General features: G+C 32.8%; 9 protein-coding genes. All 9 read left to right on the top strand.

Features of this window, described 5'->3' with window-relative positions; genetic code table 11:
• Window positions 1-15 precede the first annotated feature (15 nt).
• The 9 genes from LPB03_RS10515 (at window position 16) to LPB03_RS10475 (ending at window position 14,550) form a co-directional block, all read left to right on the top strand.
• Window positions 16-2,526, top strand: coding sequence for an L-rhamnose mutarotase (locus LPB03_RS10515; RefSeq protein ID WP_065319572.1), 2,511 nt, complete (start codon window positions 16-18; stop codon window positions 2,524-2,526).
• Window positions 2,526-4,793, top strand: a complete 2,268-nt coding sequence (locus LPB03_RS10510; protein WP_065319571.1) for a glycoside hydrolase family 31 protein — start codon at window positions 2,526-2,528, stop codon at window positions 4,791-4,793. The genes LPB03_RS10515 and LPB03_RS10510 overlap by 1 nt, the downstream gene beginning before the upstream one ends.
• Before the next feature lie 37 nt (window positions 4,794-4,830).
• Window positions 4,831-5,586 carry a phytanoyl-CoA dioxygenase family protein gene (locus LPB03_RS10505; protein WP_065319570.1) on the top strand — a complete coding sequence of 252 codons (756 nt, stop codon included), beginning with the start codon at window positions 4,831-4,833 and terminating at the stop codon, window positions 5,584-5,586.
• Window positions 5,587-5,640: 54 nt separating this feature from the next.
• Window positions 5,641-7,233: a sodium:solute symporter gene (locus LPB03_RS10500; RefSeq protein WP_065319569.1), complete on the top strand. Its 1,593-nt coding sequence runs from the start codon at window positions 5,641-5,643 to the stop codon at window positions 7,231-7,233.
• A 38-nt stretch (window positions 7,234-7,271) separates the two neighbouring features.
• A complete protein-coding gene (locus LPB03_RS10495) occupies window positions 7,272-8,141 on the top strand; it encodes an IolE/MocC family protein (protein ID WP_065319568.1) in 870 nt (289 codons plus the stop codon).
• 70 nt (window positions 8,142-8,211) lie between these two features.
• Window positions 8,212-9,579, top strand: a complete 1,368-nt coding sequence (locus LPB03_RS10490) for an MFS transporter (RefSeq protein ID WP_065319567.1) — start codon at window positions 8,212-8,214, stop codon at window positions 9,577-9,579.
• A gap of 35 nt (window positions 9,580-9,614) precedes the next feature.
• On the top strand, window positions 9,615-11,744 hold the full coding sequence (locus tag LPB03_RS10485; protein WP_065319566.1) for an alpha-L-rhamnosidase-related protein: 2,130 nt from the start codon (window positions 9,615-9,617) through the stop codon (window positions 11,742-11,744).
• A gap of 6 nt (window positions 11,745-11,750) precedes the next feature.
• The gene (locus LPB03_RS10480; RefSeq protein WP_065319565.1) at window positions 11,751-13,376 is read left to right on the top strand and encodes a glycoside hydrolase family protein; all 1,626 of its coding nucleotides are present in this window, start codon (window positions 11,751-11,753) and stop codon (window positions 13,374-13,376) included.
• A 40-nt stretch (window positions 13,377-13,416) separates the two neighbouring features.
• Complete coding sequence (locus LPB03_RS10475) at window positions 13,417-14,550, top strand: glycoside hydrolase family protein (protein WP_065319564.1); 1,134 nt, start codon at window positions 13,417-13,419, stop codon at window positions 14,548-14,550.
• The last annotated feature ends 99 nt before the right edge of the window (window positions 14,551-14,649 follow it).

Here is a 14,649-nt window from a genome sequence, read left to right as displayed (position 1 = left end):
AGAATAAAACAATAAATGAAGTTGAATAAATGCTTGAACACCCTTTTAATCCTGTTGTTTTTATGTGTTGAATGTGCATATAGTGCTACCGAAATTTGGGTTAGTGAAAACGGAAAAGACACAAATATTGGTAACAAAGAAAATCCGTTAGCAACTTTAAATATGGCTTTAAGAAAAGCCAGGAATATGCGTCGTTTAAACGACCCATCTATAAAAGATGGTATTCATATTATTTTAATGGATGGTACTTATTTTTTGGATGAACCAGTTTTTATTAGATCTGAAGATTCTGGTACAAAAGAAAGTCCAACAATTATACAGTCTCAATCTGGAGCAAAACCTATTTTAAGTGGAGGGTTAGAAATAAGCGGATGGCAACCTACACAGACCTCTATAAATGGAGTAGAAGCTGGAAAAATTTGGGTTACAGATGCACCTAAAAAAGCGGGCTCTCTATTGGAATACAGACAATTGTGGATTAATGAAAAAAAAGGAGTAAGAGCAAAAAGCACTTCTGGTACTAAAATGGAAAGAATTTTATCTTGGGATAAAAAGTCTGAGACTTGCTGGATTCCGTATAAAGATAAGTCAATTAAGTTTGAACCTGGAATGGAAATGTTTATCATACAATGGTGGGCAATTGCTAATTTACGTATTAAAGATATAGAAGTTCAAAAAGATAGTGCAAAGGTATATTTTGAGCAACCAGAAAGTAGAATTCAAAGTGAACACCCATGGCCTGCACCTTGGATTTCGAAAAATAATGGAAATTCTGCATTTTATCTAAACAATGCAAAGTCTTTATTAAACGAACCAGGAGAATGGTATGTAGATAAACAAAATGCAAAAATTTATTATTACCCTAGAGAAGGAGAAAATATTGCTACAATAAAAGTAATGGCGCCTGTTTTAGAAAACCTTTTAGAAATAAAAGGAACTATAGATTTTCCCGTTCATCATGTATTTTTTAAAGGTATTTCTTTTGAGTATAGCAATTGGTTAAGGCCTTCTAAACAAGGGCATGTACCATTGCAAGCAGGTATGTATTTATTAGATGCTTATAAGTTGAAAACTCCAGGAACTCCAGATAAAGCAAGTTTAGAAAATCAAGCTTGGGTTGGCAGGCCAAGAGCTGCTGTAGAAGTTAATTTTGCTAATAATTTAGAATTTGAATCTTGTCGTTTTGAGCATTTATCTTCAACAGGATTAGATTTAATTAAAGGTACAAATCATAACACAGTAAAAGGGAATTTATTTAAAGATATTGGTGGAAGCGCTATAAACATTGGTGTTTTTTCTGAAGAGGGTTTTGAAGCACATTTGCCATACAATCCAAAAGACGAAAGAGTTGTAAGTTCTGATGAAGTAATTTCTGATAATTTAATTACCAATGTTACAAATGAAGATTGGGGAACTATTGGTATTGCAGCTGGTTTTGTGAAGAACTTAACTATAAAACATAATGAAATTTCTGATGTTTCTTACTCTGGAATTTCTTTAGGATGGGGTTGGACACCAACTTTAAGTGTTATGCGCAACAATAAAATTATTGCAAATAAAATACATCATTATGCTAAACATTTGCATGATGTTGCTGGTGTTTATACACTCTCCTCTCAGCCAGATAGTAGAATAGAAGAAAATTATATAGATAAAGTATATCATAGTCCGTATGCACATGATCCTTTTTTGTGGCTGTATTTGTATACAGACGAAGGGACTTCTTATTTTACTATTAAAAATAATTGGATTCCAGTTGAGAAAAATTTAAGAAATAATAATGGTCCTGCAGGAAATATTTGGAAAGATAACAACGCATATGTTAGCGAAACCATTAAAAATAATGCAGGTATTAGAGCTCCTTATAAAAGTGATTTACAAAAGGAAGTTGTTATAGATGAGTCTTGGGGGATGCAAAAATTACCAGATCCTGTTGTTGTAGAATTAATAGGTACTGATTTTGATGTTGCTAAAATTAAATCAACAATTAAAGGATTTAGAATTGTAGATCAACAATTATATCAATGGAAAAATCATTTAGTGATTTATGGAAAATTGAATCAACCAGAAAGAGTAAAAAGGAAATTGTCTTTAGCTTTCCCAAAACTTAAAATTAAAATTTACGAAAATCCTATTTATGATTTTAAAAAAATTGATAGATGTGAAAAATCTAAGCCAGAATCAGAATGGGATCATATTATACTAACAGCTAATTTAGTTAAAAATAAAAAGCTGCAGCAAGAGTATTTAGACTATCATAAAACACAATTTGAAAAATGGCCAGAAGTTTCTAAAGGCTTTTGTAATGCAGATTTTCAACAATTACAAGTTTTTAAAACAGATAGCCAATTAATGTTAATTATAAGCATCCCTAAAGGAGAAAGTTTAGATAAGTTAAATCCTAAAACAAGAGAAAACAACCCTCGTGTAAACGAATGGAATGCGTTAATGAAAAAATATCAAACAGGAATTAAAGGCACAAAAAGAAAAGAAATTTGGGTGTTTTTAAAGAAAATAGCCAATTAATGAAACTAACTAACCATCAGTTTTTTGATTTTCTAGATTTTGATACAAATTTACCTCTAGAACAAGGAATATCAAGACTTTGGAAAGCCTGTAAACCAATAGCTATAAATCAAAGTGATTTAGGTATTGTGTTAACAGTGCCATTTCAATGTCAATTATTATCAAATGAAATAGCGCCAGATACTTCTGTAGAACAGAAAAATTATCAAGTCTATTTACGAGCTTTTGGTAGTAAAATATTAAGAGTAAGTATAGGTTTTGATAAAGAAATAATGCAAACATCTGATATGTTAGACATAGCTTCTGACGTAAAAGAAACAAAATTAAGTTTTGAAAAGTCTCAAGAAGTTTGGGTTGTAAAAGATGCAGAGGGAGTTAAACGTGCAGTCTTTAACTTATCAGATTCCGAAATTGATTATTGGAGTGATTTACTACCAAATCCAGAAGAATCTATGGAAGCTACTTTTTATCCTGATGGTAAAAAAGAAGTTGTGGTAAGTGCATACGATCAATTTTTTCCAAACAGAATGGATGCTATGTGTCTTTCTTTTATAGAAAAAAATGGAAAACCTAATAAAGCGTCTATTTCATTTCATGCAAAAGCAGATGAAAAATTTGTAGGTACAGGAGAACGTTTTTCTAAAATGGATTTGTCTGGTCATACATTTCAACTTAAAAATCAAGATGGACAAGGTGTAAATAATAAAAGAACTTATAAAAATATTCCATTCTATTTGTCTAGCGAAATGTATGGAATGTTTTTGCATACATCATCCTATTGCAAATTTTCTATGGCAGATTTTTCTACAAGATCTGTTCAATTATTAGTTGAAGAACCCATTTTAGATATTTTTTTGATAGGAGAAGATACTCCAGAAAAAATAATTTATCAATATAAAAAACTTACAGGTTTTCCTGTTGTTCCTCCACTTTGGAGTTTTGGAGTTTGGATGAGTAAAATGACATATTTCTCTGAAGATGAGGTGAATGAAATATGTGATCGATTGAGAAATGAAGATTTTCCTTGTGATGTAATTCATTTAGACACTGGCTGGTTTAAAACAGATTGGTTGTGCGAATGGAAATTTAATTCAGAAAGATTTCCTGATCCAGAAAGATTTGTATCAAACTTAAAAAAGAATGGATATAGAGTAAGTCTTTGGCAAATGCCATACATTTCTGAGCAAGCAGAACAATATGAAGAGGCTAAAAATGAAAATTATATAGGTACTTTAAATGGTCAAGTTTTACAAGGAGGTTCAAATTTTAGCACACTAGACTACGCAGGAACCATAGATTTTACAAACCCAAAAGCGGTAGAATGGTATAAAGATTTGTTACGGAAATTGCTAAAAATGGGTGTTGCTTGTATAAAAACCGATTTCGGTGAAGAGATTCATTTAGACGCAGATTACCAAAACATGGCACCAGAATTTCTAAACAATTTGTATGCGTTATTATATCAAAAAGCGGCCTTTGAAGTTACACAAGAAGTAAGAGGAGAAGGAGTTGTTTGGGCTAGAGCAGGTTGGGCAGGTTGCCAACGCTATCCTATTCATTGGGGGGGTGATGCAGCTGCTTCTTGGGATGGAATGGCAGGTTCATTAAAAGGCGGCCTTCATTTAGGATTGTCTGGGTTTGGTTTTTGGAGTCATGATGTACCTGGTTTTCATGGAGTACCTAATTTTATGAATTCTATAATCCCTGATGATTTATATGTAAGATGGACGCAATTTGGTGTTTTTACTTCACATATTCGTTATCATGGAACATCAAAAAGAGAACCTTATTATTATCCAAAAATAGCATCTACTATTAGAAAATGGTGGAAATTGCGTTATGCATTACTTCCATACATTATTAAGCAAGGAGAAAAAACTACATCCACAGGTTTTCCTGTCTTAAGAGCTTTATTAATGCATCATCAAGATGATAAAATGTGTTGGCATTTAGATGATCAATATTATTTTGGAGATGATTTTTTAATAGCTCCAATGATGAATTCAGAAAACAAAAGAGATGTTTATTTACCAGAAGGTAATTGGATTAATTTTTTTACTGGAGAGTATTTTAAAGGACAACAATGGTTAAAGTCATTTGAAGCACCTATGCAAGATATGCCAGTTTGGATTAAACAAAACACAATACTTCCTATTTATCCAGAAGCTGTAAATTGTACAGATGAGATGGATATGAATAAAGTAGCGCAAATAAAAATAGATAAAAGCTTTAAAGGAATTTGGAATCATATAGATTTTATAGAATAGTCAATAAAGTAAGCAAACAACATTAAAAATTATAAATATGAGTAAAGTTATATCTAACGAGCAATTGCATCAGTTTAAAGAAGACGGTTTTTGCATTTTAAAAAATGTAATTCCGCAAGAACTTATAGAACGATTAAGAGGAGAATGTCAACGTTTTATCAAAGAAAAAGATGATGAAATGGATAGAAAAGGTGTTGAGGTAGATGAAATAAATCATAAAGGAAAGCGCTATTTTATAGCTTTACGTTATAAAGATAGTCAAACTATGCAAGACCTAATTTTTGGAAAAGAAATGGAACAAATCACAAGAAAAATATTAGGTGAAGATGTTTTTTTATTTTTAGAACAATATGTGGTAAAAGCTGCAGATAAAGGGATGACTTTCTCATGGCATCAAGATTCTGGATATTTAGATTTTGACCACAAACCCTATTTATCGATTTGGTGTCCATTAGACGATGTAACAGAAGAAAACGGAACTGTTTATTTACTACCATACAAAGATGCTGGTGTAAAAAATAGAATAGATCATGTACTGCAAGAAGGTACTAATGATAAAATTGGTTACTTTGGTGATAATCCAGGAGTACCTGCAGTATTAAAAGCGGGTGATGTTGCTTTATTTTCAAGTACCTGTTTCCATAGAAGTGGGTCTAATAAGACCAATAAATCAAGACGTGTTTTATTAATTCAATATTCTGCAGAACCAATTTTAAAAAGCACTGGAGAACCATTATATTGGGCAGAACCATTTATAAAGGAAGGGGAAAATATTAGTACACACACTGTTTAATTACAGTTTTAAAAAATAATTAACTAAAAATTTATTTTTAGACAAACTATAAAAATGAATATATACGATCAATTAGATGTCCTAGATTTTGCAGTTGTAGGTATATATCTTTTAGTATTAATAGCAATAGGAGCTTGGATAAGTATTAGAAATAAAAGACCTGCAGATGAAAATTATTTTTTAGCAGGTAATTCCCTAAACTGGACTAGTATTGGCTTTAATATGTGGGGTACTAATGTAGGTCCTTCAATGTTAATAGCTTCTGCAAGTATAGGTTATACAACAGGTATTGTTGCAGGTAATTTTTCTTGGTATGCATTTATATTTATCTTTCTTTTAGCAGTTGTTTTTGCACCAAGATATTTAGGAGCTAGAGTACAAACCTTGCCAGAATTTATGGGGAAACGCTTTGGTGATTCTACACAAAATATTTTAGCTTGGTATACTATTGTAACAGTTTTATTAAGTTGGTTGTCTTTAACCCTATTTGCTGGAGGTATTTTAATTAAGCAAATCTTAAATTTACCTATGTGGTTATCCGTAGTTATATTGTTACTTATTGCTGGGTTTTTTACCATGGCTGGTGGCCTTAAAACAATTGCATATACCAATGTAATACAAATGGTTTTACTCATAATTGTATCATTTGCTTTAATGTGGGTAGGTCTAGAAAAAGTAGGTGGAGTAAGCGGAATCATAGAAAAAACACCATCAAATTATTGGAATCTTTTTATGCCTTCAGATGATGCAAACTATCCATGGGTTGCTATTTTATTAGGGTATCCAATTATGGGAGTTTGGTTTTGGTGTACAGATCAATCTATGGTGCAATCTGTATTAGGAGCTAAAAATATAAAGCAGGGTCAGTTAGGTGCAAATTTTACAGGATGGTTAAAAATTATTGATGTTCCTCTATTTATTTTACCAGGAATTATGTGCTTTATTTTGTTTCCTGATCTTAGTAATCCTGATGAAGCTTATATGACAATGGTAACAGAATTATTTCCAACAGGAATGAAAGGTTTGGTTATGGCAGTTTTAATTGCGGCTTTAGTAAGTACAATAGATTCTGCGTTAAATGCACTAAGTACTGTGTTTACAATGGATATTTTTGTTAAAAAATTTCAGCCAGATGCAAGTCAGAAAAAAATAGTTAAAGTAGGTCATATGGTTACAGTTTCTGGAGCTATATTATCTATTTTTATTACTATGGCAATAGATAGCATTAAAGGATTAAATTTATTTGATGTATTTCAATCCGTTCTAGGTTTTATTGCGCCACCAATGTCTGTAGTGTTTTTGTTTGGTGTTTTATGGAAAAAAACAACAACAAAAGCAGCAAACATAATTTTAATATTTGGTACTTTATTAAGTTTATTAATTGGGGTTTTATATTTATGGGTTTTTCCAAACGATCCCAATTCAGCTGTAAAAATATGGCCACATTTTTTACTTTTATCTTTTTACATATTCGTATTTCTATCAATTATGATTGTAATTATATCAAAATTGGATAAACAAAGTAATCCATATTTAAGCACATTAAATTATACAAAGGCAAAATTATCTCCAAAAGTTAAATTTCTTTGGATTACCTTAATTACAGTAATGATCTGTTTGTACCTATTTTTCAACGGAAATTATTAGTACGATTACTTTTGATAAGAATAAATTTATAATTAATTATGATAAAAAATACAAACGATGGTTCTAAAAATGCCCCATCATTACGTATTGATATAAATTATGGAACCTGTGAAGATTTACCATCTTTTTCAACAGGGCCAAAAGGAAATGACAGAGAAAAACACATTAGAATAGTAAAAGCAGGTTTTCAAGGTATTCAAGATGGAAATCCAGAACTATGTAAAGAATTTGGATTGCAATTAACGGCACATGCTAGAATTAATGACGTTGGAGATTTAGATGAATTAGCACCAAAATGGAATGCAGAAAATTATAATTGTGCAACCATTCATTTAGGTTGGGGTATAGAATCTGATGAAAAAGTAGATGAATTGGTTAAATATGTTTTAGAGATATCTTCTAAATTCGACTTCCCAATTTACATAGAAACACATCGTGCAACAATTACTCAAGATATATTTAGAACAGTAGAATTAACAAAAAGATTTCCAGAAATTCGTTTTAATGGAGATTTTTCTCACTGGTATACTGGGCAAGAAATGGTTTATGGAGGTATAGAAAATAAATTGAATTTTATTCAACCTATTTTTGATAGAGTAAGATTTATGCATGGTAGAATTGGAAATCCAGGAAGCATTCAGGTAGATGTTAAAAACGATATAAATCTTGAATATGTAAATCATTTTAAAAAAATGTGGAAACGTTCATTTATAGGATTTTTAAAAACAGCAGAACCTGGAGATTATATCTGTTTTACAGTAGAATTGTTAAAAGCTGAAATTTTTTATGCAAGAACAATTCCTAACGGTTCAGGTATCGAACAAGAAGAAGGAGATCGTTGGCAGCAAGCATTGTTATATAAAGAAATTATAGAAGAATGTTGGAGAAATGCAAAACAAGAAATGTAAATTTCTGATAAAATTTTCAATATTAAACGAGACTAGTTTTAAATGATACCTTAAATTATATATAATAAAAATGGAACATAAAAAAGGAAGCTTAAAAAGTACGATTGCTGTATCGCTTACTAATTATCTTGATGCTGGAGCAATTGTAGCGGGAGCAAGCGGATTGACGCTTTGGCAAAATTACCTAGGACTTACTGAAGGGAATCTTGGCTGGCTTAATGCCATTAGTGCCAACTGTTTTGGTGCTGCAATCGGTGCGATTATTGGTGGTTTTCTTGCCGACAAGTATGGACGAAAAACGATTTACACCTACAATATGCTTGTGTATATGTTGGGGATTGCAATAATTATGTTTACAGTCAATTTCGAAATGCTGTTGATTGGATTTCTTATTACTGGCATCTCTGTAGGAGCAGGTGTTCCTGCCTCGTGGACATATATTTCCGAAAATTCAGAAGTCAATAATCGTGGACGTAATATGGGAATTTCTCAGTTTGCTTGGGGAGTTGGCCCTACAATCATTTTACTTCTGGGAATGCTGCTTGCTCCGGGCAAAGCTGATGCTGCAGCCGGTGTGCTATTCAGCTATGTAGAAAAAATCGCGACATTATTTTTAGGTAACGATGTAAGCCTTGAAGCAGTCAATGTATTCAGCAGCCGTATTATTTTCGGTTCCTTGTTTATTGTCGCGTTTATTGCATGGGTTTTACAACGAAAACTCAATGAATCAAAAGATTGGGAAGATGCTCAACTAGCTCAAGGGAAGGAGAAACAACCGAGTGTTTTTGCTTCGTTCGGATTACTTTTCAAAAATAAGGTAAATATTCGCACCATGCTTTTTCTTGCAAGTATTTACGTGTCCTGGAACATGGTTGCTTCGGTCATGGGTTTCTTTCAACAACATATTTATGAAAACGCAGGCGGTCTTTCCAACGGAGAAGCTAATATGGTATCGGCCGTACAATGGATTGTGATTATTGCGGTAACTTATTTCGGCTTTGCTATGATAGTCGACAAGGTAAATCAGCGTTTGTTGTATTTTATTGGCACGTTGATAGGTATAGTGGCATGGTGCATCCTCATTTTTATTGGAATAAAAAATTATGCCGCTTTATGGACTTTTACAATTCTTTGGGGTATTCACGCAGGTATAAGTGTACAGGCATTTTATGCACTTTGGGCTTCAGAACTCTTTCCAGCCAAATATCGAGCGGGAGCACAAGGGGTTATGTTCTTTGTGGTAAGAGCTATCGCCGCTATATGGGGATTAGGATTTGTACATATTTACGGTGAAAATGGTGAAGGATTTAACACAGCAGCCTACATTATGGTAGGATTGCTTCTTGTCGCTTTAATAATAGGAACTATTTGGACACCAAATACTCGTGGAAAAACTTTGCAACAAATAACAGAAGAAAGATACGGAGATCATATTTAATACGGAATTTAAATTATCATAAAAAAAACAAATAAATGGGTAAAACTTTTTTACCAAATAACTCTGCTACTTCAACTTGGATTTGGTATCCGGGCGATTTCGAAATTTGGTTGAGTAATAAAATGCAAGTAAGGCGAACAGAACGAGAAGCTGTATTTCCTCCGCTTTGGAAATATTACAGTCCTGATCCTTTGGTTACCTTTCAAACAGAAGTTGATATTCCAGAACAAGATGAAGTGAAAATTTACTCAGAGGGTACGTTTCAACTACTTGTTGATGGTATTCAAATTTATGGGCTACCTAAATCAATTACAATTCCGGCTGGAAAGCATAAAATTTCTTTTAAAGTATATAATCAAGAAGTACTGCCAGCTATTTATGTTGAAGGCAAATACGTTAAATCTAATGCAAATTGGATTGTAACGAACGAGGATAAACTTTGGATTGATGAGACTGGAAAAGCGCAGCAATCTGGAACGCCTTGGATACCTGTTGGTTCATGGAGTTTTAATTCACCTAAAGATAAACCTTCTGAATTTAGATTAGCAACCAAACCGTGGAATGCAAAAAAAATAGAAAAAATTGGTGATGGAAAATTGATAGATTTTGGAAAAGAAACCTTTGGTTATATTAAAATTAATGGTTTAAAAGGAAAAGGGAATTTAGCTTTGTATTATGGAGAATCTCGTGAGGAAGCTTTAGATTCTGAAAAATGCGAAACATTAGACTATATCCATTTTGATGGTAACCAGCCAAAAGAATACACCCATAATAAATCTAAAGCATTTAGGTATGTGCAAGTTCAAGCAGATGCAACATTAGAGTATGATTCTATTTCGATGCTTCATGAATATTTGCCATTAGAATATCGTGGCGAATTTAAATCATCAGATGATTTATTGAATGATATTTGGGATGTGTCAGCATATACCATGCATTTAACATCTCGCGAATTTTTTATCGACGGAATTAAACGGGACCGTTGGATTTGGTCTGGTGATGCCTATCAAAGTTATTTAATGAATTATTATTTGTTCTTCGATTCTCCATCTGTAGAACGAACTTTAATAGCCCTTCGTGGAAAAGATCCTGTAACAGCTCACGTTAATACCATTATGGATTATTCGCTTTATTGGTTTATGGGGATTTACGATTACTATTTATACACTGGCGATACGAGTTTTATAAAGACATTTTATCCAAGAATGAAAACACTCATGGAATTTTGCTTAGGCAGAAGAAATAAAAATGGCTTCTTAGAACCTTTAGAAGGTGATTGGGTTTTTATTGATTGGGCAGATGGATTAGCAAAAACAGGAGAAGTTAGTTTCGAGCAAATGCTATTGGTAAGAAGTTTAGAAGCTATAGCAGTTAGTGCAGACATAGCAGGAGAAAATGAAGACCAAAAACAATATCAAAAATTAGCCGATGATTTAAAAGAGAAATTATTTGATGTATTCTGGGATAAAGAAGCGCAAGTCATGAAACATCAGTATATAGATGGCGATGTGCAAGATACTGTTACCAAATACGCTAATATGTTTGGTATCTTTTTTGATTATTTTGATGAAGTACAAAAGCAAAGTGTAAAAAATAAGGTGTTATTAAATGATAATATTCAGAAAATAACCACGCCCTATATGCGTTTTTTTGAGTTAGAAGCGTTATGCGCTTTGGGTGAACAAGAATTTGTTTTAGATGAAATTCGTGATTATTGGGGAGGTATGTTAAAACTAGGAGCCACGTCTTTTTGGGAATTATATAACCCTAGTGATAAAGGAGAAGAACACTTAGCAATGTATGGTAGACCTTATGGAAAAAGCCTTTGTCATGCTTGGGGAGCAAGTCCTATTTACCTTTTTGGGAAATACTATTTTGGTGTAAAACCAATATCAGCAGGATATAAAACTTACGAAGTGAAACCTAATTTAGGGGGTTTACAATGGATAGAAGGAAAAGTGCCTACGCCTAATGGTTCTGTAGATATATATTGTAGCACGAAAGAAATTAAAGTGAAATCTTCAGAAGGAGTGGGGATTTTAATATTTAAAAGTACAACGAAGCCATTAACAAATTCAGGCAGTATCACTGCACTAGGGGAAGGTAAATATGAAATGAAAATTGAACCTAATAAGGGCTATCAAATAACATACAAAGCATTATAAATTCAGATGATTAAAGCAAAATATATATTTATTCTAATTTGTACTCTAGGAAGTTCTTTCGGAGTGGCTCAAAATTCAAATTCGAATTGGAAAGCAGCTTTATTTAAGATTGTAGATTCTAATTATGAAACTTTTGAAATTACACAATATGCGCATGTGTTTTCAGGAAGCAAACATAATATTGTACGAATCGCTTCAGAATTAGAAGGTTTAAAAGGTATTAAGTTACCTCTAGAAAATACAAACCCATTAAAATTAAAATTTAAAGTACCTGTAAAAGTTCTTGTTGGTGTATTTCAAGACGAAAAACCTATAGAAAATGCGGAGCTTGTTTTAAAAAATGCGCTTACTATAACAGGATTACCTCCTGTAAATGTATATGCTATATCTTATAAGAAAGGCACACATACAATTAATCCAAATTATAAAGAGTTGTTTACAGTTTTGGGTGTGGTTGAAAATAATCAAGAATTAGTGTTTCGTAATGCAGAATTTCCAGACGGTAATCTTTGGAATCCAACATTTATTGTTGAAGGTTTTTCAGATGAAAAACCAATCTTTGAAATATTAGGAGGTGAAAATGCACCAACTATAGATGAAGGCATGTCAGGAACAGAAGGTATACAAGGTGGTTTTGAAGGAGGTAGAGTTGTGAAAGTAGGAGATACTTATCATATGTTTCCAACAGAACGTGCTGGAGAAATTGGCGTAGAAGCTTATTACGATCGTGTAAAAACTAAAATTGGACATTGGACAAGCAAAGATGCTATTCATTGGAAACGTAAATCAACAATATATCAAGCAAGTGGAACGTATGCGGTTACAGATGACGATAATCCAATGAATGATAGAAGAGCTGCTATATGGTCTTATATGCCAGTTTTTAATAAAAAAGCGAATAAATGGTATGGATATTATTTGGCGTACACAGTTAGTAAAACAATAGAACCAAATCATTCTTTTGGACGTATTTGGCGATGCGAATCTGAAGTAGAAGGTATTGAAGGTGTTGGCGGACCATACAAAGATATAGGAATTATTATTGAACCTGGTTTGAATTCAGAACCTTGGGAAGGTCGCCAAGGAGTTGCTTCTTTTTTCCCATATCAAATAAATGAAAACGAATTTCTTGGTTTTTATAGTGGTGCATATCCTTTTAAAACTTGGGATGATTATCCTAAGAAAACAGGCAAAGGTTGGTTTGTGGCACTTGCTAAATCTGAAAGTTTAGAAGGTCCTTGGAAACGTTTAGATGCTTCCGTAAATCCAATCACTTCAATGCATCCTTTTTTCGTTGAAAACCCTATTGTTTCTAAACTTCCAGACGGAACCTATATAGCTGTTTTTGATGGTGGGCCAGATGGTTGGGGACATCATTTACCAAACATGATGGCATATTCGTTGTCTAAAGATGGCTTAAACTGGTCTGAAGCGCGTTATTTACCTATTGAAAAAAAGGTCGATAAATGGTGGGATATCATGCGAACGCCTTTGTGTTTAATTCCTGAAGGTAATGATATTTATACCATTGTGTATGCTGCTATAGATTTGGAAAAGAGATTTCATCCTATGGGTATGGTAAAAGTGAAATTGAATAGAGAAGCACTCGCTGAACGTGTTAAAAAGTTGTAAAGAATTGATAGATTTAAAATAGCAATTAGAAAATTTAAATATGAAGCCATTAAGTTATTGTATCATCATCCTAATTTCAGTCATATTTACTGGTTGTGGTCAGGCAAAATTTAAAAAACGAGAGATTACTAATGAGGTGATGCAAGAAATTTACAATGAAATTAAAACACCTTATAAATACGGGTTAATTATGGTGCCAACTGATAATTCCTATAAAATAGATTGTCCGAGTATTTTCAGAAAAGACGATAAATGGTATATGACGTATTTAATTTTTGAAGGACGTGGTTACGAAACTTGGTTGGCAGAAAGTGATGATTTGTTAAACTGGAAACATTTAGGAAAAGTGATGTCGTTTTCAAAAGACACTTCGGAATGGGATGTGAATCAAAAAGCAGGATACATTGCTTTGCAAGACCCTACTTGGGAAGGTTCTTATAAATGGGAATCTTATGATGATAAGTATTGGATGAGTTATTTTGGTGGAAATACAACAGGTTATGAAGCTGGAATATTATCTATGGGAATGGCTTATACTGATGAGTTACCAACAACTCCAAAAGAGTTTAAAAGATTGTCAGAACCCGTTTTAAAACCAAATGATGACAAAGCCAAATGGTGGGACAACAGTACCATGTATAAAAGTTCTGTGATTAGAGATGTGGATAAAGAAACAGGACATGATTTTGTGATGTATTACAACGCTCGTGGAGATAGTATTAACCCAGCCAAAGGAGCAGAACGTATTGCCATGGCTGTTTCTAATGATATGAAACACTGGAAACGTTTTGGAGATGGACCTGTAATCAATCATCATAAAGGGATTTCAGGAGATGCCTTTATTCAAAGAATTAACAACACTTGGGTGATGTTTTATTTTGGAGCTTTTTGGACAGGTTGGGATCAAGGGGCTTTCAACAGATTTGCAGTGTCTAATGATTTGATTCATTGGAAAGATTGGGAGGGAGAAGATTTAATTCAGTCATCAGAACCTTATGATGATTTGTTTGCTCATAAATCATTTGTGGTTAAACATGAGGGGATTGTGTATCATTATTACTGTGCTGTAAACAAAGCAGGGCAACGTGGTATTGCATTGGCAACTTCAAAAGACATTGGAAAAAGTGATATTCATTTTGTGACTCCTCCAAAAGATGAAATAGAGATTAAATAACCATGTGTCACCCTGAATTTATTTCAGGGTCTCATTAGGTTAGGTTGTAGAATATGAGATACCGAAACAAGTTCGGTATGACAAAACAGAATGTTTTAA

Source organism: Polaribacter vadi (assembly GCF_001761365.1).
GTDB classification, from domain to species: Bacteria; Bacteroidota; Bacteroidia; order Flavobacteriales; family Flavobacteriaceae; genus Polaribacter; species Polaribacter vadi.
The sequence above is the reverse complement of the archived record's forward strand: the minus strand, read 5'-3'. Positions and strand labels throughout refer to the sequence as shown.